The organism is Flavipsychrobacter stenotrophus, from assembly GCF_002954265.1.
GTDB classification, from domain to species: Bacteria; Bacteroidota; Bacteroidia; order Chitinophagales; family Chitinophagaceae; genus Flavipsychrobacter; species Flavipsychrobacter stenotrophus.
In genome coordinates this window covers 715575-738518 of the sequence record NZ_PPSL01000001.1, presented here as the reverse complement: position 1 = coordinate 738518, position 22944 = coordinate 715575, and the positions used below count along the sequence as shown (strand labels likewise).

The window sequence follows — 22944 nt, the reverse complement described above, 5'->3', positions numbered from 1 at the left end:
TACACTTGCGTCTGTTCCATTCATTACTGGAGTGGGATGCTACTTTAGCCCAACTAAAACACTATGTTAAAACAAATCTAGCACCCAATAAATGGCATGGTTTTACCGTCTATACTAATAATTAAAACGTGTGATTATGAAAAGCTATTTCAGGTTTATGGCGAGTGTTGCGGGAAGAATTTTAAGAGTATTGGTAGGTATTGGTATATTTTTGCTAGGCTTCATGGGCAAGCCCGAATCTGCTAATTATATGCTTATGGCTTTGGGTATCGCTTACGCATTGTTGGCGTTGGGCAACATATCATTGTTTGCAGCAGGCATTGGCCACTCTGTTTCAGGGCACGACCTGGTTACAGAGCTGGAAATGGAAGACTAAAAACAGCTGTACTTAAAATTGGTGGTACTAAATGATGCAATTTACTTCGCTAAGGTGCTATCATGCATTGCAATGCCAATCAAGAACTACCAGCTTGAACATCTGTAATTTTTTCTTGTTCATTATTAATAACGATTGTACGATTCCCTTAGCATAAGTGGAATCGTACAACCATGTTTTGAAGGTTCATCTACGATGGCTTTTTTTGAGTATATACCCGGTTAATTACCCCATTTAATTAACTCCTCACAATACCCTCCATCCCCAATTTCAGGCCATTGAGATACATAATGTCTATGCTCGACCTCATTGAATAATTGTCAACCGATAAGCAGAATAGATTTGTTGTTCACCAAAAAATTAATTTTTTATGGAAAACAAAAAAAGCGCAGCGCCAAAGAATCCCGAATTAGTGGCTAAAGCGAAAAAGAAAATGAATGCTACGATAGCCGAGCTAAGAGCATTACCGAAAGATCACATTAAGTCGGTAAAAAACAAACACATCATGGAGCCGGGTTGGGCTTGGTCAGACTATTACGCCTATGGCACCATTGGTATAGCAGCCGACGGACCCAGTTTCGCTATGCAGGCATCCCTTACTATAATCGGTACTCCTCCCAATGTTATCATTGAAGCTGTAAACTCTGGCATGGGAGCTGGTATAGGTGTGGGCGACATTGCTGGCTGGTTCACAGTTTCTACATCCGGCATTATCGGCCCTTGTCAGGTTACGGTAATCGGGGAAACAGAAGTTGTAGGAGGTGTCTCCTTAACAGTTTACAGCCCTTCTGGTAATACTTACTATGGTGAATTCCTGGGCTCGATAGAGGGCGCCGGTGTGTTTGCTGTGGATTCGGCACCGGGAACAATAATTCGTGACTGATCCGGGATCTGCTAAATTCTTAATACCTGCCCGGTTACTCCGGGCAGGTATTAAATACTTATCCATTTTAATCTACCAACAATGCTCAACACACATACAGAAAACGCTTTGAATGTTTACGGGTTCTCTTCCAACAATGAATTGGCAGCTTTTATCAAACAGCATTTTGCCGAATCTGAATACGATAGGCAGGACGAAATATTTGAAAACCTGCGACTGGTGCAGCCTTATGTGCAGCAGTTATGTGCCGACGAAAAAGATCTGGCCAATACAATAAGTGTAAAAAAAATACCCGCGCGCTACAACAAGCTGTTGGATGTATACCGCAATGACCCCCGTTTTTCCAAAACATTTCAGCCACACAATACAGAGATCGCTCTCGTAGAAATAGATAAACTGGTTGCCCCTCAGAAGATGGTAAATTTTGATTTTTGCCAGAAATTGATAGACGACATGAAAGGTGCTACAGGCATGAAAGACCTGATAAAAGCCTGCCTGTCGCCCGATAGATACCAGGATCCTATCCAACATCTTGAAACCGCGGGTACGCACATTTTCACGTCGCCCAGCAGTGACATGCGCTATCTGGGTTCTTTCGTAAAAGATCTTACAGAAGACGATATGGAGTTTGCGGGTGGTGGGTTGCCTGTAGCAGCGATAATATCTTTTATAGGGTATGGAGTAGCTCCGGTAAACGTATTGCGGACGCCAACAAAGATAGTCCTGCACAATGGTTTTCATCGCGTATTTGCCTGTAGGGCACTCGGCATAAAAGAGATTCCGGTTGTGGTAAGGAACGTGACTAATCCCTTACTTGAGTTTCCGAATCATATCAATGGCTTGCCAAGAGAGTATTTGCTGAATTCCCCAAGGCCTGCACTTGTAAAAGACTTCTTTGATCCGAAACTCACAATGAAATTCAAGATGAAGAGGAAATTGAAAACGGTAAAAATACAGGTAAATGCATCAGCACTTGATGTGCCATACTGAGCCAACAGAATACCCCCGGAAAATAGCGCTCTACCTTTCGGGAATTATTATCTTCGTTCCTGTTATGAAATTGACCTTACTTGTAACGATGCTTAGCATTTCCCTATGTAGTCACGCGCAAACGCTGGAATGGGAGATATTGGAAACACACAATCCCATTGCAGAATTTCACCCTACTGCTTTAGCGGTAGCACCTTCGGGAACTTTCTATGTTACCGGCAAGTACCAACACGGTACCGAGTATTATAAGACCGTAGATGGCGTTACTGTAATTGCAGACTCAACGATGCCCAACATTGGCATGTTTGGCTCTATGTTCGTCTATAAATTTACAAGCGACGGCAAGCTGGCCAACCGCTCCTTCGCCGGCGGATTGGCTTCTGAATATAGAAAATTGAAACCCGAAGATTTTCGTAAAGATCACCTGATGCTACCGAGCGTGGTAGAAGGCAACACCATACAGGTAACCTCAACAGGCAATCTATTCATAACGGGCTTTGCCAATGGATACAGGGAGAAAAACTATGAGACAGACCGCGCACAAGGCATATTTGCAATGATGCTCGATACCAACTTTATGCTGAAGTGGGATAAGATGTACCCATCATTCTATAATTCTACTCCCCAGAAAGCGATTGAAAATGAAGATGGTCAATTCATTATTCTAGGCACGTCTCTCATCAAAACTGTTGAGGTAAGCAAATACCTGTCCGAGAACACAGTGACACCAAGAATCTTAAAGGTTTCAGCTAAGGGAAAACTACTCACTGATACCTTATTGCAGGATCTGCCGTCGAGGGAGGATATGTATTGGGACGACACAGATAAACATACTTACCTGGCAGGCGAAGCAACATCATTTGTAGAAACGCCAACAGGCTATCTTTTCTCCGGCACGGTAAAACAAAGATCTATAGGGTCCTCAGTTAGTAGATATGCTGCCCTGCTAATGGAAACGGACAAAGACTTCTAACCGCTTCGTAAGAAAACCTACACGCTATTCAGAGAACAATACACACAATATGAATTCATTGGTGGCAACATAGCAGTCAGCAAAAAAGCTATCGCTCTTACCGGCGTTGCCCAGATAGGCCATCCACCCTGCTTTACAGCGCTCATTGACCGCGAAACCTTCGATACCATTGCGGTAGTACGTATGGATGGAGACGTATTCAGTTATCCGGGAATAGCAAAGGTCGGCACCGGCAAATACGCGGTAGCGCTCAAAGACCATCACGAAAAAGCAATGCAACTGCACTTCATAGAGAACAACACCATTACAAAGACTATCATACTAAAAAATTATCCCATCATCGATTACGTAGACATGCAACGTCAGGGCAATTATCTATATATCCTGGGCTATGCTGATAAGGGGTGTTATATTGCTAAGGTGAGGTTGTAGGCTACTCCTTCACCACCTTCCCTAACCTCACTTCATTCCCACTAAACACCCGAACGAAATATACCCCTGCTGGCAATGCAGTCATGTCTATACGATGCTGTACTTCCGTAACCGGCGCACTATAAACCACTGCACCAAGCATATTACATACTAACACACTTGCATTAGTACTTACCCTACCGGCATCTATATAACATGCTCCCGCGGTAGGATTAGGATATACAGGAAGATTACCCAACTTCTTTACATCTGTAATGCCCACCGGTGAATGTTGTATTTTCCTTATTGCGGAGTTAGTGCCATCGGCTATATATATATTCTCAGAGTCATCTGTAAACACGGCCAATGGCCCTATCATGGTAGCATCCTGCGCAGGTCCATGATCTCCTGTATATCCATACCCACCCGTACAAGCAATTTTGTTGATCACGCCATCCGACCCTATTATCCGTATCACATTATTCCCGTAGTCCGATATATACAAATTGCCCTGTTTGCTCATAAATACACCAGTGGGTTGTGTCAGTTGTGCGTTTGTAGCAGGCCCGCCATTACCCGAGTTGCCTGCTACTCCTGTGCCGGCAAAGGTTGTAATGATACCAGTTATCGCATCTACCTTCCGAATACGGTGATTGCCGTAATCAGCTATGTATATATTGCCGGCTATATCCAGGCACACTCCCCGCGGATTAGATAATTTTGCTGCTGTAGCCGCACTATCATCGCCATTATAGCCTATAATCCCCATACCTGCCACCGTACTAATGATGCCCGATGCTGCATCTACCTTACGTATACGGTTATTACCCTTATCCGCTATGTACAAATTACCTGCATTGTCTATACACAAACCTGCGGGCTGTTCCATATGCGCAGCCGTAGCAGGGCCGCCATCACCAAAGAATCCTCCTGCACCATTCCCACAAATGGTGGTAATGATACCTGTGGACCGGGTTATTTTCCGCACCACATCATCCCGCTGATCTATAATATACAGGTTACCAAAAGTATCTATGGTTATACCATAAGGTCTGTCCATTGTTGCATTGGTTGCCGGTCCGTTGTCGCCCGTATATCCTGGCACACCGGTCAACCCAATTGTATAGATCGAATCAGATGGCGTTATCTTCCTTATTCTATGACTGGCAAAATCTGTTGAGTATATATTACCCTGCCTGTCCATACACAACCCTGAGGGTGTAGCCAACGATAAATTTGTTGCCGGATACCCATCACCAATATATTGTGTAACTCCGTTACCCGCAATAGTAGTTATATATCCGCCCTGCGCCCTGGATTGCTCAGATATGAAACAAAAGACCAGGAGTGTTATAACCACAGATTTCAAACTCAGTCCTTGCGTTGTGTGCAAACAGGAACTCGTCATATCGCCGTTTGGTGCAAAAGGTTCGTAGCCTCGCATTCTTCCCCCGTCACACGGCGTGGTGTAGGTACGCAACGATGGGTGCATTACCAATTTCAAGTGTTTTTTTAGTGATAACAACTGTTGCAACATCATCATACAATTTAATTCAAAATCGCTTAAAAAACAAATGCTCCCAGGCGGGAGCATTTGAATATCATTTCAACATTCTGATTATTGAATAGTAACCCTTTCAGTATGCATACCTGAAGCAGTTTTAAATGCTACAGTATACAAGCCCGGAGCCTGTTGGCCAAGGTCTATGTTGTTTGAATTACCGCTAAGAACAGTTGAATAAACCTGCTGGCCTACAACATTGTAAACAGTTACATTGGTATTGCTCAACTCTTCGTCTGTGAACAATGTGAATACACCTGAAGTAGGATTAGGATAAACACTTACCTCGCTGATTTCCGTCATTGCACCATTTGCTTTAGGGCCTTTTGGCTTGATCTTACGAATAACATTGTTACCTGCATCAGCGATGTATATGTAGCCTGAATTGTCTACCCATATTCCCTGAGGATTATTCAATTCAGCCAGCTGAGAAGCAGCACCGTCGCCTGAATATCCTGCAACACCTGTTCCTGCTATATTGTATATCTGTCCTGTGGTCAGGTTCACTTTGCGCACTACATTGTAAGTAGCATCTGTGAAGTACAGACCATGGTGATTATCTACAAATATTGCTGTAGGCATACCAATTGTTGCATTGATCGCATAACCTACATTACCTGTATTACCAGCTACACCAGTACCTACTACTACTGTAGTTACACCTGTAGCCACATTTATCTTCAGGATCTGGTGAGTATACATCTGTGATACATAAAGATCGGTAGTTGTAGTTGGATCAAAGAAAACCGCGTTGACACCAGATAAAGTAGCCAATGTGCTTACCAGGCCAGTAGCTCCGTCAACCTTACGGATCTTTCCGCAGCCCTGATCAGCCATATAAGCGTTTCCTGCAGCATCTTCACATGAAGCAGCCGGCAACATCATTCTTGCACCTTCGCCTGATCCGCCATCTCCATCACATCCCTGAGAGTGGCTGCCACAACGAGAGAATAGATGACCTGATGAATGGTCGATCTTGAACGTCATATCAAAAAAGTGATCCGTTACAAGAATATCATTTAAACCGTTGATGTAAACACTGGTTGGCATTTCAAACATTGCCGTTGTAGGATCAATATCATATGCCGTAGATGTACCACCACCTGCATAAGTAGAAATATTACCACTTGCTGCATCAATCTTCCTGAGTCGGTAATTATATTTGTCAACTATGAAAACATTGCCTGACGCATCCAGCGCAACACCGCTCGGACTGCTCAACACACTGCCCACGGCAGGTCCACCATCACCACCAAATCCCGACAATCCGTTACCAGCTATTGTCGATATCGTACCCTGTGCATGCGCAACACTGCCGCATGCTACTGCCAGCATTGCTGCTGTAAACGATTTGCGTAATATGTGTTTCATAAATTGGTTGTTTTATTAACCTAAATTTAATAACCTTTTGTTAAATAACCAAAATTTTTTATGACATGTTTTAAAAAACTAAAATAAAAGCCATGTATTTAAATTCAGCTGCTTAGTGAACTGATTCTAAATCAATTCACTAAAGGAAATTTAAGTCAAAAAACTACACTTATCAATTCACCAGCTTCTTTAACAAACTCGTAGGACTACGCAGCCAGTTTATATTCTGAAACATCATGGTGAATGATATGCCGTGTTTAAATGCATTCCTATTGCCATAAGTGTCATGGAGATAATTCTGGAAATCACCGCTCATTACTATAGGCAAATAGATGTACACTACGTCTTTAATGAGATGCACAGAGAGACCAGCCTCATATAAAAATGTAGTACTGCTATTGTTAGCTATTGTTGCTTTAATGTTTGGGATAAGTCCTGCATCCGCAAATATTCTTATTGGCAACTTGCCCAATGGCAGATCGGTCTCGAGATTGATAGTCGCCATGTAGTTGTCGCTACGACTTACCCTGCCAAACACAGGCACTTTAAAGCCACCCTCCTGTATCGACACCTGCTGTGCTGCTACATTTCCGGTTGCATTCCTACCTATATATGTACCATCATACAAATAATCATTAGTGGCTGAGTAAGATGAATTAAGCTGGTATCTGCTTGTAACAGCCGGGTCGCCATTAATAGCGAAGAACTTACCCAGAAACGCCCTCACATAGAGTGATTTTTTACGGGTATTATAATCTACTCTCGCCTTGCCCTCAAGGGTCACCTTAGCAAAGTCAGCGCCCACTTGCACTTCACTTGTATAGCTGAATGGATTGTAGGTGCGCTCATTAAAATGCTCATACCTCACAACTCCATATAAATGCTGTTTTACATTTATCTTTTCTATCCCTGCGCTGGCCCCTGCAAACTGGTCTTCCCATATGCTATACCCCTTAACCGATAGCATTTTTGTGGCATCACTTAGAGGGTCTTTTTCCTTAAGTGTAAAACTCGGTCCTACCTCCAGTTTTATATAACGCGTATACGCTCTGTCAGTAAGGCCCGCATACGATTCGTTGTAATGGAATGATTTCGCATCTGCCTGCAGCAATATCTCCTGGAACGCTCTTTTAGGATACCACATATACCCCATCGATCCCGCGCCCGTAAAGCTATTAGTAGCGCCGGAATAAAGCGGTGTCAATATAAAGCGGAGCCTATTCTCAGGCATGGTCAGGTTATGTATTACTAAGCCCCCCATTACTCCATTGTATTGGTTATATGCGACAGCTGGCGCAACAAAAAGTTTGTACTTTTCATCGGTATTCACACCAAAAAATCCGCGAATACCAAGGTGGAACCTATGCGACAAACCACCTTTTGTGTAGATATCATTGGCCGATTTTGCATCAGGAAAGAAGTGATCGATCTTCAGCTTGTCCCATTCAGTAACTGGCAAGTCAATTGTTGTAGTACCTGTAAATGGCGCTGTCCACTTCTTGCACACCAGGCTGTCATTGCTGAAGGCATTGATCAGCACAGGCGACAGTACAGAACTATTGTTGCGCAATTTCACTGTCGTCTTATCATTTTCTCTCCGCGCATTTATTATAGTAAAGTCAATCTTTTTATCAGTAAACAACATTCCGGGGAAAAACCAATCCAGGTTTTTCGTAGTGCTCTGCTGCATACAGTCCCTGAAATTTTCCGGATATGGATGTTTGTAGTGCCAGTTGTTGTAGTAATTCTTCATTCCTTTCTCAAAATCGGCCTCACCCATGTACTGCTCCAGCACACGCAGCATAAGCCATGTCTTATAATACACATCCAGTCCGTAGTTCAATTTGGTGAACTTAGATGCGGTCTGGTCGATCGTTTGGTCGGTATGTGATGCTGCCAGTTGATAATACAGCAACTCTTCATTTAGCTTGCTCAGTTTAGACAATATACCGGTATCAGGTGTTAATGCCTCCGTGGTCTTCTTCTCATAAAAAGTGTTCATTCCCTCGTCCATCCATGGGTGGTCTCGCTCGTTGCTGCCCAGCATACCATAAAACCAGTTATGGCCTGCTTCGTGTATCACTACCGTTCTGAAATTTAGTGCTGCAGTTTTATCTATGATCGTAACAGTTGGATACTCCATACCGCCACCCGCATGCATATCACCCAGCACGGCCTTAATAGTATTGTATGGATATGGTCCCACCCACTTGCCATAGTGCTTCACTGTCTCACCAAGGTAAGTAGTAGCATCAGCCCATATTTTCTTATAAGAAGGTAAATAGGCAGCCCAGGTATAGACAAGATGTTCCGTTCCCGGAGACTTTACCGAATCCTTTCTCACTATCCACCGCTTGTCGGCAAACCAGGCAAAATCATGCACATTATCTTCATGAAAGTGGATGGTCTTCAGTTCTGTGCTGCTTGTAGGGGTATTGTCATTTGCAGAATCAGAGACGGGCAACTTAGACAAACCATCCATCCACGTATTTTCCTTTTCATCCATGCAGTTACCCGTTGCCATTACTACATAATTCTTAGGCAGCGTTATGGTAACATCATAAGACCCAAATTCACTAAAAAACTCTCCCTGATCCAAATAAGAGATCGGATGCCAGCCTTTCTGATCATATACCGCTGGCTTGGGAAACCACTGAGATATAAAATAGGCCTGGTCGGTGTGCCCCAACCTCGAAAATACCTTGGGTATCTTCACAAGAAAAGGTGTAGCCACTTTAATACTTTTACCCGGCAACAGCGGATAAGCCAGGTCGATTCGGGCAATATCAGGTGTATTTTCAGCAATATAATGATCCACATTCTTGCCATCAACTGTAAAGTCCAGGCTATCTATATAACCTTTGTCTTTGTTGGGTGAATAATAAAATGAGGTATTACCATTTCTATCTTGCTGTTGTGCAAAGGGGGTATGGTCGTTTTTGTAAGCATTTGGCCACACATGAATATACAGGTTTCTTAAGGTATCGGGTGAATTATTGGTGTAAACAAACTCCTCTCTGGCATGAAGAAAATGAGCTTCGTCATCCAATCGTACATCTATCTTGGTAGCAACATGTTGTTGCCAGTATGTTTGTGCTGAAGTATGTAGCGTTGTAAAAAGTATAAGTGCTGAAAAAAATGGCTTCATTCCGCTAAAATAAGGTTTTATATAAAATGGCATCGGTTTGTCCCCGGTGTTATCTGCTTCAAACGCACATATACGGCCTAAATTGTACTGCATAGCGTATAAAAATCAACTACCCGAAACCAAATAGCTAAAATAATGCAGCAATTATCCCTACAACATTGATTTTCTTAACATTTTCGGTAGAATTCCTTACCTGCTCCATTTTTATATTTATTACTTTTGCAGTGTTTCTAAAAATACATCATGGGGTTATTTGATAAACTCTTTAAACGCAACAAAGAGCAGGAAGAAGAAAAAGTAGCGCTGGACGAAGGACTTAAAAAAACCAAAGAAGGATTTTTCTCTAAATTGACCAAGGCTATTGCCGGTAAAGACACCGTCGATTCCGAAGTATTGGACCAGGTAGAAGATGCATTGATAGGCGCTGATGTAGGTGTAGAAACCACAGTAGCTATCATAAAGCGCATAGAAGAAAGAGTCGCCAAAGACAAATATATTGGTACAGCTCAGCTCAATGGCATTTTACAGGAAGAGATCATGTCTATGCTCACAGATGCACAGTCTGATGAGTTTGCAACTTTCGATACCCCACCCGGCAAACACCCATATGTAATACTAGTAGTTGGTGTCAACGGCGTTGGTAAGACAACCACTATAGGCAAACTATCGTATAACTTTAAGAAAAGAGGCAAAAACGTATTAATGGGCGCCGCAGACACCTTCAGGGCCGCGGCGGTAGATCAGCTGGTAATTTGGAGTGAGCGCGTGGGCGTTCCCATTGTAAAGAAAGAAATGGGCAGTGATCCTAGTGCAGTAGCATTTGAAGCTGTGGAAACCGGCATCTCCCGTGGTAGCGATGTAGTGATCATAGACACAGCAGGCCGCCTGCACAACAAAGCCTATCTTATGGATGAGCTCAGCAAGATTCGCAGGGTCATCTCAAAGAAAATGCCTGATGCTCCTCACGAAGTCCTTTTGGTACTCGATGGCAGTACCGGTCAAAACGCCATAGAACAAGCCAAACACTTTACAGCAGCGACCAAGGTTACTGCCATAGCTATTACTAAACTAGATGGTACAGCCAAAGGCGGCGTAGTACTGGCCATAGCCAACCAGTTCAAAATACCGGTTAAATATATTGGGGTCGGTGAGCGCATGGAAGACCTCCAGATCTTTAAAAAGGAAGAATTTGTAGATAGCCTGTTTAATCTCAATAAGTAATTTTCTATCCCCAATATTTGAAATGCCTCGCTTTAGCGGGGCATTTATCATTATAAACTGTCATCACTTCTGCCCCAACAACCTCCTCAACTCCACCATTCCCTCCGTAGCAGGCATTTCTATGGGTATAACATTCTTATGCCTTGTCACCTCCGGAATCTTCTTGTCTATTATATACTTCTTCACGTTGTCCTTCACATAATCAACAAGGCTGGCAGCAGGATATACTGCTAGTGATGTTCCTATAAGCACAAATATATCGGCTGCATACATTAGTGGTATAGCCTCCTCCATCATTGGCACCGGCTCTTCAAACCAAACTACGTGAGGCCTGTACTGCCCTCCGTCAAATGCGACGTCGCCTAACTGTATATCTTTAAGTACGGGGTATAAACGGTGTTCGGCGCGTTCGCTGCGCATTTTCACTATCTCTCCATGCAGATGCAGCACCTTGGTACTTCCGGCTCGTTCATGCAGGTCATCTATGTTTTGGGTAATTATTTGTACATCATATTGCTGTTCCAATTCGGCAACAGCCTTGTGTGCACTATTCGGATTGGCAAGCATCACATCTCGCCTGCGTTCATTATAAAAATTGAGGACAAGTTGGGGATCTTTTCGCCATGCCCGGGGCGTAGCTACATCCGCCACATTATACCCCTCCCACAGCCCATCACTGTCTCTGAATGTTCTTAAACCACTCTCTGCACTTATCCCGGCACCCGTCAACACTACAATTTTTTGTTTTGCCATACTTAAAAATACTAAAATCAGGCAATAATCAAAACAGGTAACTTTAAAAAATCATTTACAATTAATACGACTTCTTAAGATTGTCCGCAACTTGTAAATGCTTGTTAATTGCAGGCATGTGGTTATCTATCATCGCCTGTAGCTGTGCATCTTTTACCACTGCCTTTGCTTTTTGAAAGTCTGCTAAAGTGGCTGTCTGATCCCTTAATACAAGGTCTACCCAGGTGCTATCCCATGTATACCCGTCCATGGTATTGGCAAAACTCAGATCAATAGTTGTATCATTAGACAATGGAATATTGTTTCGGGTAGCATACTCCCGCAACTGGGCATTAAGGTGAACATAGTCACTCATCATTCCTTTCGATGCGTTTTTGATCTTTTTATCAAACCCATTAACTATTCCAAAATGAATAACTTCCATTTGCTTGCAATTACTTTTTATGCAATTATGTACAAATGCATAATCAGGATTGCTAAGAATTTTTACCGTATCTAGCCTGTAGGTAGTATCGGGCTTATAGTTCACTTTGGCTATACTGTCAGCTATGTTGTTGGCCCTGGCAAGAATTACTGAATCAGAATCCTCTTCATTGGTACCGGCATATTTCTTTCCCCTGCACGAGCAAACAGAGGTTATGAACACTGTAGCAATGAAGAGGTAAATGATGTTTTTAGTAACACTTTTCATGATAATTATATTTAGATCAGATAATATTTGTTTGCACCGATCATTGTAGACTTTTTAAAAACTATGCCATGTATGATCTGCATTATAGTATTAATAAAATTTAGCTATCTAACTTATTGACTCCCTATAATCCAATATTTTCATTTGTGCATAATTTTATCAGAAAATATCGGTGGGTATCAATATTTTTGCACCTCCCAGTGGGAAAAACAATACATGGCAGAACAAGATGAATTTTCCGGGTTAGGCTCGGTGATGATTAACGATATGTACGAGAGCTGGTTCTTAGACTATGCCAGCTATGTAATTCTAGAACGTGCGGTTCCGGCCATTGAAGATGGTCTGAAACCAGTACAGCGCCGCATATTGCACGCTATGAAGGAGATGGACGATGGCCGCTTCAATAAAGTTGCCAATGTCATAGGTCAAACCATGCAGTATCACCCGCATGGCGATGCCTCCATCACCGATGCAATGGTAGGCCTGGGGCAGAAAGACCTGCTTATAGAGACCCAGGGAAACTGGGGCGATATTCGCACAGGCGACCCTGCTGCTGCTGCCCGTTACATAGAAGCACGTCTCTCCAAATTCGCCCTTGAAGTAGCTTTTAATGCCAAGACCACAAACTGGCAGTTGAGCTATGATGGTCGTAAGAACGAGCCTACCACCCTGCCAATGAAGTTCCCTTTGCTGCTTGCTCAGGGTACTGATGGTATTGCAGTTGGTTTGAGTACCAAAATATTACCACACAACTTTTGCGAAATACTGGACTGTGCTATTAAGCACCTTAAAGGCAAGAAGTTTGAATTGTATCCCGACTTCCTGCATGGCGGTATGGTTGATGTAAGCAATTACAACGACGGCGCACGTGGTGGCAAAATAAGGGTAAGAGCAAAAATTGAAGAGGCCGACAAGAAGACGTTATTAATAAAGAGTGTTCCTTATGGTATCACTACATCTACTTTGGTAGATAGCATTCTTAAGGCCAATGAAAGTGGCAAGATCAAAATAAAAAGCGTTACAGACAATACTGCTAAAGATGTTGAACTGTCTATTATCTTACCTCCGGGTGTAGATACCAACCAGACCATCGATGCACTGTACGCATTTACCGATTGTGAGATCAGTATATCTCCTAATGCCTGTGTGATCATCGGCGATAAGCCACACTTTATAACAGTCAGCGATATGCTCCGCCACTCGGTGCAGCATACAAAGGCTTTGTTACTTCGCGAGCTGGAAATAAAATTGGGTGAACTCGAAGATGATTGGCACTACTCTTCTCTGGAGAAGATATTCATCGAAAACCGCATCTACCGAGATATTGAAGAAGAAACAACCTGGGAGGGTGTATTGGCAGCTATCGACAAGGGCTTGACTCCTTTCAAAAAACTCTTGCGCCGTCAGATCACCCAGGACGATATTATCAAATTGACCGAGATCCGCATCAAACGTATCTCTAAGTTCGATGCATTTAAAGCTGATGAACATATACGTGGTGTAGAGAATAACATTGGTGAGGTTAAGAATAATATTGAGAACCTCAACGACTACTCTATCCGCTATTATGAGAACCTGCTGAAGAAATACGGTAAGGGCCGCGAGCGCCAGACAGAGATTCGTCCGTTTGAGACCATCAATGCCAATACGGTTGCCATTGCCAATGCCAAACTTTACGTGAACTGGAAGGAAGGCTTTATAGGCACCAGCCTGAAGAAGGATGAATTCCTTTTCGACTGTTCTGATCTGGACATGATCATCACATTCCGTAAGAACGGCAGAATGATGGTGACCAAGGTTGCAGAAAAGACCTTCGTGGGCAAAGACATCAGCCATGTCGCCATCTTCCAGAAGAACGATGAGCGAACCACCTACAATATGATGTACGTGGATGGCAAGACCGGTATTACCTACGGTAAGCGTTTTAATGTCACAGGTATTACCCGCGACAAAGAGTATGACCTTACCAAAGGCAACCCAGACAGTAAGGTATTACACTTCTCCGCCAATCCCAATGGCGAGGCAGAGGTGATCACCGTAACCCTGAACCCTGGCTGCAAGGCACGTGTAAAGGTGTTCGACTACTACTTTGAAGAATTGGAAATTAAGGCACGTTCAGCTCAGGGCAACCAGGTAACCAAATACCCGGTAAAGAGTACCCGCTTTAAAGAAAAAGGTCGCTCTACCCTTTCGGCTATGAAGATCTGGTATGATGATACAGTAGGTCGACTGAATAAAGAGGAAAAGGGTACCTTGCTCGGCCGATTTGATGAAAAGGACCGCGTGATCGCCTTCTACAAAGACGGCACCTATGAGATCACCGACTATGAGCTTACCAACAGATACGATACCGACAGCCTGGTACTGATAGAAAAGTTCCACCCTAAGCGTGTAGTAACTGCTGTGTACTGGGAAGCTAAGAGCAACCAATTCAATGCTAAAAGGTTTATCATTGAAAGTCAGACACTTAAGACACGTTACCTATTTATTAAAGAAGGCGAAGGTAACTATCTGGAGTTCGTAACAACAATGCCTGAACCAATTGTAATCATAAGAACCGGCAAGAAAAAGAACGAACTGACGGAAGAACAAGTAGCACTTCATGAAACGATAGATGTAACCGGCTGGCGCACTATTGGTACTTTCATTGCCGATGTAAATATGAAGGAAATCTCTCTGGTACCTGCGGTAAGTGAAGACACAGGCGAACCTGAAGCACCTACATTATTCTAAATTATTATTGTAAAAAGCCCTGTAAGCCTGCCTGCCGGTAGGCAGGGGCGATATAAATAGTGAATGGATTTAACACTATATCATTTAGTTAAGGTACAGATAGCATGTCATGATGCCGAAGGTATCAGATGTCTGTAGAAAAATTAGATACTAATTTGGAAACGATGCCGAAGGTATCGGACGTCTAATTAAGCAAATTTCTCTTAACTAAATGACATTGGGTTTTAACTCCTCGGAATATATTAAAAATAGAAAAGCCCTGTAAGGGCGACATAACTGCGGAACACATCCTATATTAATTTCATTGCTACCAGACACAATATGCTATCTTCACAAAAACATATTATTGCTTTATTTCCGGTGGCAGAGTTTTTTTTATAAAATTTGTAACTTCGCCAATTAATACAACTTACGCCCGAAAAGATTAATGAGAAAGATAGAACTTGAAATTGTAGCGTTATCACATAGCATCACCCAGACGCATTCTTATGCAGTAGTGTTGGGCGAAGTAAGCGGCCTCCGCCGACTACCTATTGTGATAGGTGGATTTGAAGCACAGGCTATAGCCGTAGCACTGGAGCGTATGCAACCCAGCCGCCCACTTACACACGATCTGTTTGCCAATTTCATGAATACGTATGGCGTAGAACTCACAGAAGTTGTCATTTACAAACTGGAAGAAGGTATCTTCTTCGCCAAACTCATCTGCAAGAGCCACGATGAGGTAACCGAGATCGACTCCCGCACATCAGATGCGCTGGCAATGGCTGTGCGCGCCGGTTGCCGCATATATACTTACGAAAACATCCTTGAAACAGCAGGCCTATTCCTCGAAAACACCGAAGGTGCAATTGCTGCCGAAGGCGGCACAGGCGGTGGTTCAGTAAACGTAAGTAGCAGCACCGTTGCCGACTCTGAAATGAAAAGCCTAAGCATAGAAGAGCTGAATACGCTCCTGCAGCAGGTCCTTGAAGCCGAAGACTACGTTAAGGCCATCCGAATCCGCGACGAGATAAACAGCAGAAAGTAGAGATATTCCATATTCCACATAATTATCAGTCATTATACATAATTTTATAAGGCCTGCCCATCGGTGGGCCTTTTTCTTATACACCTTTCCAACACAATCGTCCCTTGCCCGTCTATCCACTAGCCATTATCCACTAGCCATTATATTCAATCTACTATCTACTCTATAGATTCTCCCTATGCTGATATATGTCATTCCGGTTCATTTTCTACTTGCACTTGCTGCATTATGCTTACCTTTGTACCCGCAAATATTACCTCAAATATGGTCCACCCATTCAATCTTTCAGAAGTTTTCAAACAATCAAATTTAGATAAAGGTCTGCTGCGTATTGCAGAAAAAGTACAGAACGGAGAGCGTATTACCGAAGAAGAAGGGATTCTGCTTTTTGAAAAAGGTGAGCTTGGTTACCTGGGATCATTGGCTAATTACATAGCCGACAAACTGCATCACGGTAAGGTTTACTTCAACCGCAACTTCCATATCGAGCCTACTAACGTATGTCTGTTTACCTGCAATTTCTGCTCTTATAGCCGCTTATATAAAAACAAGGACGAGGGTTGGGAACTGACCATGGAACAGATGCTGGATATCGTGCGTAAGTATAATGGACAGCCTGTTACTGAAGTACACATAGTAGGTGGCGTTCACCCTAAAATGAACCTTGAGTTCTTCTGTGAATTATTGAGCAAGATCCGCGCACATCGTCCTGATCTGCACATTAAGGGTTTCACTGCCGTAGAGCTGGACTATATGTTCAACAAAGCAAAGCTGACCCGTGCCGAAGGCATGAAGAAAATGAATGATGCCGGCCTTCAATCATTGCCGGGTGGTGGGGCCGAAATTTTCCATCCCGATGTACGTAATATCATTTGTCCCGACAAGGTAGACGGCGAGGGTTGGTTAGATATTCACCGCACTGCACATAATCTGGGTATGCATTCTAATGCAACTATGCTCTACGGGCATGTAGAAAAGTACGAACACCGTGTTGACCACATGAGCCGCCTGCGTCAACTACAGGACGAAACGGGTGGTTTCAATTGCTTTATACCGCTTAAATTCCGCAATCAGGGCAATGATATGAGCCACATTGCAGAATCAACAATAGTAGAAGATATGCGCCTGTATGCTATAGCCCGCATATTTATGGACAACTTCCGCAATCTGAAAGCTTACTGGCCTATGCTGGGCCGTCAGAGCGCTCAACTCACACTCTCTTTTGGCGTTAATGACCTCGACGGCACTATCGACGATTCTACCAAGATCTACTCAATGGCCGGCAGCGAAGAGCAGAATCCTGCCCTATCTACCGAAGAACTCTGCGACATGATCCGCAGCGTAGGCAGAATACCTGTAGAAAGAGGTACACTGTATAATGAGATCCATGTTTATGATAAGGAAATGGCCTAATCGCTAGGTCGATCTGTTAATAATCTTGCTGGCCATCGGGTAAACCGATGGCCAGTTTTTTGCGTTTTGGTACAGTTGACATGGATTGCAAATTATAGCAATTGTTACAATTCCCCACCCTGTGCACGGTTTTTATAGTAGTAATGAAAAACTAAACATATGCGCGTAACAGGAATAATATTAATAGTAATGGGAATTCTGCTAATGGTATTTAGTGGCATCAATTTCAAGACAGAGAAAAAGGTCGCAGACATTGGGCCTATCGAGATCAATAAGGAAGAGAACAACCACATAGGATGGCCTACTTATGCAGGTGGCATCGTTCTGATTGCGGGGGTTGTTGTTTTAGTTGCGGGTAGGAAGAAGTAGTTAGACACTACTTCATCATAGCTTTATAGTAAGATAGCAATCCCTCCATTGGGCTTTGCACTATCTCACCTGCCTCCAGTTCATACTGGTCGCAAAGGCTCTGTATAATATCGCTGAACATGTAGGCTACTGAACCTGAGAAATACAATGGTTTCTTCCAACTTTGACGATATTTAAGAATAGTTGTCTGGAAGAAATCATTAAGGCAATCTTCAATGATGTTTTCCACCATGTAATGTCCCCTGTTTTCTTTGAGCAGCGGCACAAAGGATGCCAGATATCGGTTAGGGTACGGCTGATGGTACAAGCGATCTACGATCTCCGTGATATCACCACCAAAGCGCATTTCGAAATCCATCATCAATTGGGTATCAAAAGTACCGTAGGTAAAGTATTGTAGTACCCGCTTACCCATATGGTTGCCACTACCTTCATCTCCGGCAATATACCCAAGTGATGGTTGGCGCTCTTTTATTTTTTCACCATCGTAATAACAGGAAGAACTTCCAGTACCCAATATGCATACTATTCCCTTATTGTCTCCGCAAAGCGCATGGGCCGCAGCCATCATATCGCTTTGCACTTCTACCTTCTTTACTCCGAAGTGCTTTCTTAAAATGCCTTGCATCAGCACCTGTTTAGGCTTACTAGCTGCACCGGCACCATAGTAATATATGGCATCGGGAACATCTTTAAGAATGGCTGCCGGCAACTCCTCCTGCAGCATGGCTGCAATCGATTCAGGTGTCTGCAAAAAAGGATTGATACCCTGCGTGTGAAAGTGCACAGGTTTCTTGTTTTTTTTCAGTAAACACCAGTCGGTTTTAGTGGAGCCGCTATCAGCTATGAGGTAAGACATATAAACGGATTAGTACACAAATATGCAGTAACTGCATTTAATATCCTAATGAAGATAAGTATTTTTTACAAATAATTATAATAAGTTTCCAATCTCAAAAAGTACTCATTTTATACACTCCTTATACTCAATAAAAAGAGGGGTTGCCGAATGCAACCCCTCAAAATGTAACCTGTAAATCAATAACGACAATGTCTGTGATAATGTCTTCTGTAGTAGCGCGGTGGTGGAGGTGGCGCCGGTTGATAATATTGAGGCGCACTATAATAGGCTACCGGCGGGGCATATACCTGCACAGGTGGCGGGCAATAACGTACTACTGGTCTGCAACGGTTATATCCTTGGTTAAACCCCTGATGGTAACCCCTGTTGTAGCCACCGTGGTGGCCATACCTGCCTTGTGCAATTGCGGCATGGCTACCAATAACCATAAGCACGGCAACTAAAACGATCGAAACAATTGATGTCTTCATAACTTTCTGATTTTAGTTAGCATATTCCAATTTGCGTGCCAAAGTTTTTAGCTTCCTTATACACTATTGCATACTTATCACCGCTACATAGCATATGCTAGGAAAATTGATGGCGTCAATGCTCCACATAAGTATACGTAAAGTACATCATTGGCGTAATACACTCATTGCGCTTGCACCCGCCCACCAGCGGCGGAGTTAAAAACCACTTATCGGGTGCTGAGTTTTCAAATGTGGTGCGCGCATAACGGCGATAAACAACCGGCTTCACATCGTGTAACCAAGTTAACCCAAGCACCTGGCCATTGTAAAAGGTTCTTAAAGAATCATTACCCGAATAATAATTACTAGCTCCATTTATAAGCCACGGATAGCCATCATTCTTATAGCCCACCACCCATTCTACTGAAACAAACAGCCCACCCTTCACTTGTATCTTTTTATTACTCAGGTCAGCGCTCACCCACTCATTTCCTTTTCGCGCACTCAATACCAGCGTACTATCTGTTACCTCTTCACCCGGCGCACCGGTAGAGTCCCGCTCATAAATATGTACAATAAACTTGTTGGTAACTGCCTCGCCATTCTTTGTAACAAATACATTCACCTCATTCAATAAACCATTCCTCAGCGAATCTACTGGTAGAAACAAAGCTGTCTCATCTTTAAAAGTAAGGTAGCATCCGGCATCATGACTCGTTCGGCCGGCACCAGCTACTGCTTCCCGTTTACGGCCTCCATGCGCCCCAATTACGGCCTCCTGCAGCCGGTTCGACTTCTTCTGCAACTCCACAATAATTGAGTCTTCAGGTAATACATCCAGCTCTATCGTCGTCTTATCGTACCCCTGTCCGTAGAAACTAAAAGAATCGTCGGCGGCAATGTCGGCTTTAAAGTAGAATTCCCCCTTAGCATCGCACAAGAAGGTCTGATTAGCCTTTTCCACCTTCACAAACGAATTGATAATCCCCTTATTATCCTTATTAACTATTCGACCAAAAAACGCACGCATCTGCGCATGCGCCGATCCGGAACAGAACACTAATAACAGAAAAAATATCGATCGAATGCTACTATGCATTATTTAAAAGTTGGTTGTCCTAAATGTACTAAAAAACGTGCCGTATTCCCCTCACCCACTCTCATCATCATTACTTTAACATAATACAGAAAATGCCTAAACTCCACAATTGGCTTGGACATCGACTCTCATTTTTTTTAGGTTGAAAGAAGCGTTGGCTGAGCTTGCGAAGAGCGGTCTGGCCAACCACAATAACGTGCAGTTTAGCTCCTTTTGCGCGTGGAGCAATTCGTCCCAACAAATTTCGGGACCGTTTTCTTTTGTTACTTTTCGGAGTTTATCCCGCTCATTGCGGGACGGCATGCTGGTACATCCCGACACTTCGGGAACAAAGAAAAGTAAAGAAGCGGTGGGCTAAAGTATATGAGCAGTCAAGGCAAAAACAAACGAGCCGCAGGTAAAACCTGCGGCTCGTTCAAAAACTATATCATTAACTCAATTACCAAACCCTTGCACGCTCATTTTCAGGGCGATACATTTTATCGGTAGGCTTGATGTTAAATGCCTTGTACCATGCGGCTACATTGCTCACAGGCAGATTGCAACGCTGCTCGCTTGCAGAGTGCGGATCTGTCTTCAGGCGGTTAGCCAATTCTTCCGGTTTAGTATTAGCTCTCCAAACCTGAGCCCAGCTAAGGAAGAAACGCTGATCAGGAGTAAACCCGTTGATCTTAGTTGAATCCTGGCCTTGCTTGGTCTTCTTGAATGCCTCATAAGCTATGTTGATACCACCTAGGTCAGCAAGGTTCTCACCTTCTGTAAGGCTACCATTTGCATGGAACGTATCTATAACAATAACCTGGTTGAACTGCATTACCATAACATCTGCTTTCTTTACAAAGTTGGCAGAATCTACAGATGTCCACCAGTTGTTCAGGTTACCGGTAGCATCATACAAACGGCCCTGATCATCAAAACCGTGAGTGATCTCATGGCCTATTACCGCACCAATACCACCATAGTTCACCGCGTCATCAGCATCGCCATCAAAGAATGGAAATTGAAGTATACCTGCAGGGAAAACGATCTCATTGAAAGCCGGATTATAATATGCATTAACTGTCGGCGGAGTCATACCCCACTCTGCGCGGTCAACCGGTTTGCCCAGTTTGCTCAGCTCATAGTTATATTCCCATGCCGATGCAACCATTACATTCTTTACATAGTCATTGTTCACTATAGTAATTGCGCCATAGTCTTTCCACTTGTCAGGATAGCCTATCTTCTTTACTATTGCGTTCAACTTAGCAGTTGCCAGCTTCTTTGTTTCAGGGCTCATCCACTCCAGATTCTGGATACGTGCGCTATATGCAGCCTGCAGGTTATCCAGCAGTTCCATCATGCGCTTCTTAGCTTCCGGCTTGAAGTACTTGTCTACATACAACTGACCCAAAAGGTCACCTATAGAACCATCTACTTCATTCAATACGCGCTTCCAGCGTGCACTCTGTTCCTTCTGGCCACGCATCTTAGTGCCATAAAGAGCAAAACGTGCATTCACGAAATCGTGAGTCAGGTAAGGAGCCATGCTGTTACCCAGGTGGAACTTCAGATATTTCTTCCAAACTTCTATTGGCGTAGCCTTCATCTGCTTAGCCAGTTCTGTATAGAACTTAGGAATAGATATGATCATAGAATCCTGGCCGGTAACCTTAAGGCCCGCAAGCAACATCTTCCAGTCAAGACCCGGAGTCAGTTTGCTGATACCATCTATATTGAATTTGTTGTACAAACGGATAGGATCACGCATTTCTACGCGGGTCAACCATGCACTTGCCAGAGACTGCTCCAGGTTATATATCTGTGCACCATCTTTCTTAGCAGCGTTGCTGTCAGTACCCATCAGCGTCAGTATTTGCGGTATGTAAGCCTTATATGCTTCGCGGATACCTGCAGTGCGCTCGTCCTTGTCAAAATAGTATTCCTTACCAGGCATACCCAATCCACCCGGACCGAACTGGCAAATTTCCTTAGTTACATTCTTATCATCAGGAGAGATACCGAAACCAAATGCAGAACCTATTCCTTCAGTCTGCTCCAAAGTAAGTTCAGCCATCAGGCCATTTACATCCTTTATTGCATCTATACGCGCCATTACTTCCTTAAGTGGAGTGATACCTGCTTTTTCAATAGCAACGCTGTCCATACCTGTGCGGTAGAAATCGCCCACTTTCTGTACTGCACTACCTTTAGCTGCATCCTTTATACCGGCTGCACTGTCAAGGATAGTATGCAACGCTTTCAGATTGTTTTCTGCAAGAATGTTGAAGCTACCCCAGCGGCTCTGGTCGCCCGGAACCGGATTAGCCTTTAGCCATGCACCATTAGCATACATAAAGAAGTTGTCTCCCGGATGGATAGTAGTATCCATATTAGCGAGATCAATGAACTTATTGTCCTTAACCTCAGTCTTTCCACCGGGCTGCTGACAAGACGCCATAGCAACTACTGCGGCACCTGCAAGAAGTGTGTTCTTGATATACATAATAATAATTGTGGTTTTTACCGCATCAAAAGTACAATAACCATATGGTAACACATAATTTATATAGGTGGATAAATCGGGGGAGATTTTTTCAAATGGCGTAATTGCTTAATGGCGACGTAG

General features: G+C 43.4%; 19 protein-coding genes. 10 read left to right on the top strand and 9 right to left on the bottom strand.

Annotated features, from left to right (window positions below):
• The first annotated feature begins 136 nt into the window (after positions 1-136).
• From CJD36_RS03300 to CJD36_RS03285, 4 genes are all read left to right on the top strand, one after another.
• Positions 137-376, top strand: coding sequence for a hypothetical protein (locus CJD36_RS03300; RefSeq protein ID WP_105037672.1), 240 nt, complete (start codon positions 137-139; stop codon positions 374-376).
• A gap of 370 nt (positions 377-746) precedes the next feature.
• On the top strand, positions 747-1259 hold the full coding sequence (locus CJD36_RS03295; protein ID WP_105037671.1) for a hypothetical protein: 513 nt from the start codon (positions 747-749) through the stop codon (positions 1257-1259).
• 81 nt (positions 1260-1340) lie between these two features.
• A complete protein-coding gene (locus tag CJD36_RS03290) occupies positions 1341-2249 on the top strand; it encodes a ParB/RepB/Spo0J family partition protein (RefSeq protein WP_105037670.1) in 909 nt (302 codons plus the stop codon).
• Positions 2221-3222, top strand: coding sequence for a hypothetical protein (locus CJD36_RS03285; protein WP_133162472.1), 1002 nt, complete (start codon positions 2221-2223; stop codon positions 3220-3222). The genes CJD36_RS03290 and CJD36_RS03285 overlap by 29 nt, the downstream gene beginning before the upstream one ends.
• 24 nt (positions 3223-3246) lie before the next feature.
• Here the strand turns inward: CJD36_RS03285 and CJD36_RS23145 are convergent, their stop codons facing one another.
• The 4 genes from CJD36_RS23145 to CJD36_RS03265 all read right to left on the bottom strand — a co-directional run bounded on the left by CJD36_RS23145 (position 3247) and on the right by CJD36_RS03265 (position 9713).
• Positions 3247-3486 (bottom strand): hypothetical protein, encoded by a 240-nt coding sequence (locus tag CJD36_RS23145; protein WP_161499193.1) that lies wholly within the window; start codon positions 3484-3486, stop codon positions 3247-3249.
• 169 nt (positions 3487-3655) lie between these two features.
• Entirely contained in the window at positions 3656-4993 is a 1338-nt protein-coding gene (locus CJD36_RS03275) for an NHL domain-containing protein (protein ID WP_161499192.1), read from the bottom strand.
• 258 nt (positions 4994-5251) lie between these two features.
• The gene (locus CJD36_RS03270; protein WP_105037666.1) at positions 5252-6565 is read right to left on the bottom strand and encodes a T9SS type A sorting domain-containing protein; all 1314 of its coding nucleotides are present in this window, start codon (positions 6563-6565) and stop codon (positions 5252-5254) included.
• A 172-nt stretch (positions 6566-6737) separates the two neighbouring features.
• On the bottom strand, positions 6738-9713 hold the full coding sequence (locus tag CJD36_RS03265) for a M1 family metallopeptidase (RefSeq protein WP_161499191.1): 2976 nt from the start codon (positions 9711-9713) through the stop codon (positions 6738-6740).
• Positions 9714-9956: 243 nt separating this feature from the next.
• On the opposite strand from CJD36_RS03265, the gene ftsY reads away from it, so the two are divergent.
• Complete coding sequence (ftsY, locus tag CJD36_RS03260; RefSeq protein ID WP_105037664.1) at positions 9957-10934, top strand: signal recognition particle-docking protein FtsY; 978 nt, start codon at positions 9957-9959, stop codon at positions 10932-10934.
• 63 nt (positions 10935-10997) lie between these two features.
• On the opposite strand, the gene CJD36_RS03255 is transcribed toward ftsY, so the two are convergent.
• A complete protein-coding gene (locus CJD36_RS03255) occupies positions 10998-11687 on the bottom strand; it encodes an SIR2 family NAD-dependent protein deacylase (RefSeq protein WP_105037663.1) in 690 nt (229 codons plus the stop codon).
• Positions 11688-11748: 61 nt separating this feature from the next.
• On the bottom strand, positions 11749-12378 hold the full coding sequence (locus tag CJD36_RS03250) for a DUF4142 domain-containing protein (RefSeq protein WP_105037662.1): 630 nt from the start codon (positions 12376-12378) through the stop codon (positions 11749-11751).
• A gap of 216 nt (positions 12379-12594) precedes the next feature.
• On the opposite strand from CJD36_RS03250, the gene CJD36_RS03245 reads away from it, so the two are divergent.
• From CJD36_RS03245 to CJD36_RS03230, 4 genes are all read left to right on the top strand, one after another.
• Positions 12595-15111, top strand: a complete 2517-nt coding sequence (locus tag CJD36_RS03245; protein WP_105037661.1) for a DNA gyrase/topoisomerase IV subunit A — start codon at positions 12595-12597, stop codon at positions 15109-15111.
• A 427-nt stretch (positions 15112-15538) separates the two neighbouring features.
• Positions 15539-16141 carry a bifunctional nuclease family protein gene (locus CJD36_RS03240; RefSeq protein WP_105037660.1) on the top strand — a complete coding sequence of 201 codons (603 nt, stop codon included), beginning with the start codon at positions 15539-15541 and terminating at the stop codon, positions 16139-16141.
• A 264-nt stretch (positions 16142-16405) separates the two neighbouring features.
• Entirely contained in the window at positions 16406-17554 is a 1149-nt protein-coding gene (mqnE, locus tag CJD36_RS03235) for an aminofutalosine synthase MqnE (protein WP_105038047.1), read from the top strand.
• Between the two features lie 159 nt (positions 17555-17713).
• A complete protein-coding gene (locus tag CJD36_RS03230; RefSeq protein ID WP_105037659.1) occupies positions 17714-17923 on the top strand; it encodes a hypothetical protein in 210 nt (69 codons plus the stop codon).
• 7 nt (positions 17924-17930) lie between these two features.
• Here the strand turns inward: CJD36_RS03230 and CJD36_RS03225 are convergent, their stop codons facing one another.
• The gene (locus tag CJD36_RS03225) at positions 17931-18782 is read right to left on the bottom strand and encodes an N-acetylglucosamine kinase (protein WP_105037658.1); all 852 of its coding nucleotides are present in this window, start codon (positions 18780-18782) and stop codon (positions 17931-17933) included.
• Positions 18783-18973: 191 nt separating this feature from the next.
• Here CJD36_RS03225 and CJD36_RS23140 point away from each other — a divergent pair, with 191 nt between their 5' ends.
• Positions 18974-19228, top strand: a complete 255-nt coding sequence (locus CJD36_RS23140) for a hypothetical protein (protein WP_161499190.1) — start codon at positions 18974-18976, stop codon at positions 19226-19228.
• A gap of 142 nt (positions 19229-19370) precedes the next feature.
• Here the strand turns inward: CJD36_RS23140 and CJD36_RS03215 are convergent, their stop codons facing one another.
• Together CJD36_RS03215 and CJD36_RS03205 are read right to left on the bottom strand one after the other, a co-directional pair.
• Positions 19371-20336, bottom strand: a complete 966-nt coding sequence (locus CJD36_RS03215) for a hypothetical protein (RefSeq protein ID WP_133162470.1) — start codon at positions 20334-20336, stop codon at positions 19371-19373.
• Positions 20337-20775: 439 nt separating this feature from the next.
• Complete coding sequence (locus tag CJD36_RS03205) at positions 20776-22821, bottom strand: M13 family metallopeptidase (protein ID WP_105037654.1); 2046 nt, start codon at positions 22819-22821, stop codon at positions 20776-20778.
• Positions 22822-22944: the final 123 nt, after the last annotated feature.

What these genes read in the sequence shown, in the direction of transcription:
- CJD36_RS03225 (WP_105037658.1), bottom strand. Translation starts at nt 18,782, where the DNA reads ATGTCTTACCTCATAGCTGATAGCGGCTCCACTAAAACCGACTGGTGT.
- CJD36_RS03265 (WP_161499191.1), bottom strand. Translation starts at nt 9,713, where the DNA reads ATGAAGCCATTTTTTTCAGCACTTATACTTTTTACAACGCTACATACT.
- CJD36_RS03240 (WP_105037660.1), top strand. Translation starts at nt 15,539, where the DNA reads ATGAGAAAGATAGAACTTGAAATTGTAGCGTTATCACATAGCATCACC.
- mqnE (WP_105038047.1), top strand. Translation starts at nt 16,406, where the DNA reads ATGGTCCACCCATTCAATCTTTCAGAAGTTTTCAAACAATCAAATTTA.
- CJD36_RS03245 (WP_105037661.1), top strand. Translation starts at nt 12,595, where the DNA reads ATGGCAGAACAAGATGAATTTTCCGGGTTAGGCTCGGTGATGATTAAC.
- CJD36_RS03295 (WP_105037671.1), top strand. Translation starts at nt 747, where the DNA reads ATGGAAAACAAAAAAAGCGCAGCGCCAAAGAATCCCGAATTAGTGGCT.
- CJD36_RS03215 (WP_133162470.1), bottom strand. Translation starts at nt 20,336, where the DNA reads ATGCATAGTAGCATTCGATCGATATTTTTTCTGTTATTAGTGTTCTGT.
- CJD36_RS03230 (WP_105037659.1), top strand. Translation starts at nt 17,714, where the DNA reads ATGCGCGTAACAGGAATAATATTAATAGTAATGGGAATTCTGCTAATG.
- CJD36_RS03270 (WP_105037666.1), bottom strand. Translation starts at nt 6,565, where the DNA reads ATGAAACACATATTACGCAAATCGTTTACAGCAGCAATGCTGGCAGTA.
- CJD36_RS03300 (WP_105037672.1), top strand. Translation starts at nt 137, where the DNA reads ATGAAAAGCTATTTCAGGTTTATGGCGAGTGTTGCGGGAAGAATTTTA.
- CJD36_RS03250 (WP_105037662.1), bottom strand. Translation starts at nt 12,378, where the DNA reads ATGAAAAGTGTTACTAAAAACATCATTTACCTCTTCATTGCTACAGTG.
- CJD36_RS03255 (WP_105037663.1), bottom strand. Translation starts at nt 11,687, where the DNA reads ATGGCAAAACAAAAAATTGTAGTGTTGACGGGTGCCGGGATAAGTGCA.
- CJD36_RS03290 (WP_105037670.1), top strand. Translation starts at nt 1,341, where the DNA reads ATGCTCAACACACATACAGAAAACGCTTTGAATGTTTACGGGTTCTCT.
- CJD36_RS23140 (WP_161499190.1), top strand. Translation starts at nt 18,974, where the DNA reads ATGTCTGTGATAATGTCTTCTGTAGTAGCGCGGTGGTGGAGGTGGCGC.
- ftsY (WP_105037664.1), top strand. Translation starts at nt 9,957, where the DNA reads ATGGGGTTATTTGATAAACTCTTTAAACGCAACAAAGAGCAGGAAGAA.
- CJD36_RS03285 (WP_133162472.1), top strand. Translation starts at nt 2,221, where the DNA reads ATGCATCAGCACTTGATGTGCCATACTGAGCCAACAGAATACCCCCGG.
- CJD36_RS03205 (WP_105037654.1), bottom strand. Translation starts at nt 22,821, where the DNA reads ATGTATATCAAGAACACACTTCTTGCAGGTGCCGCAGTAGTTGCTATG.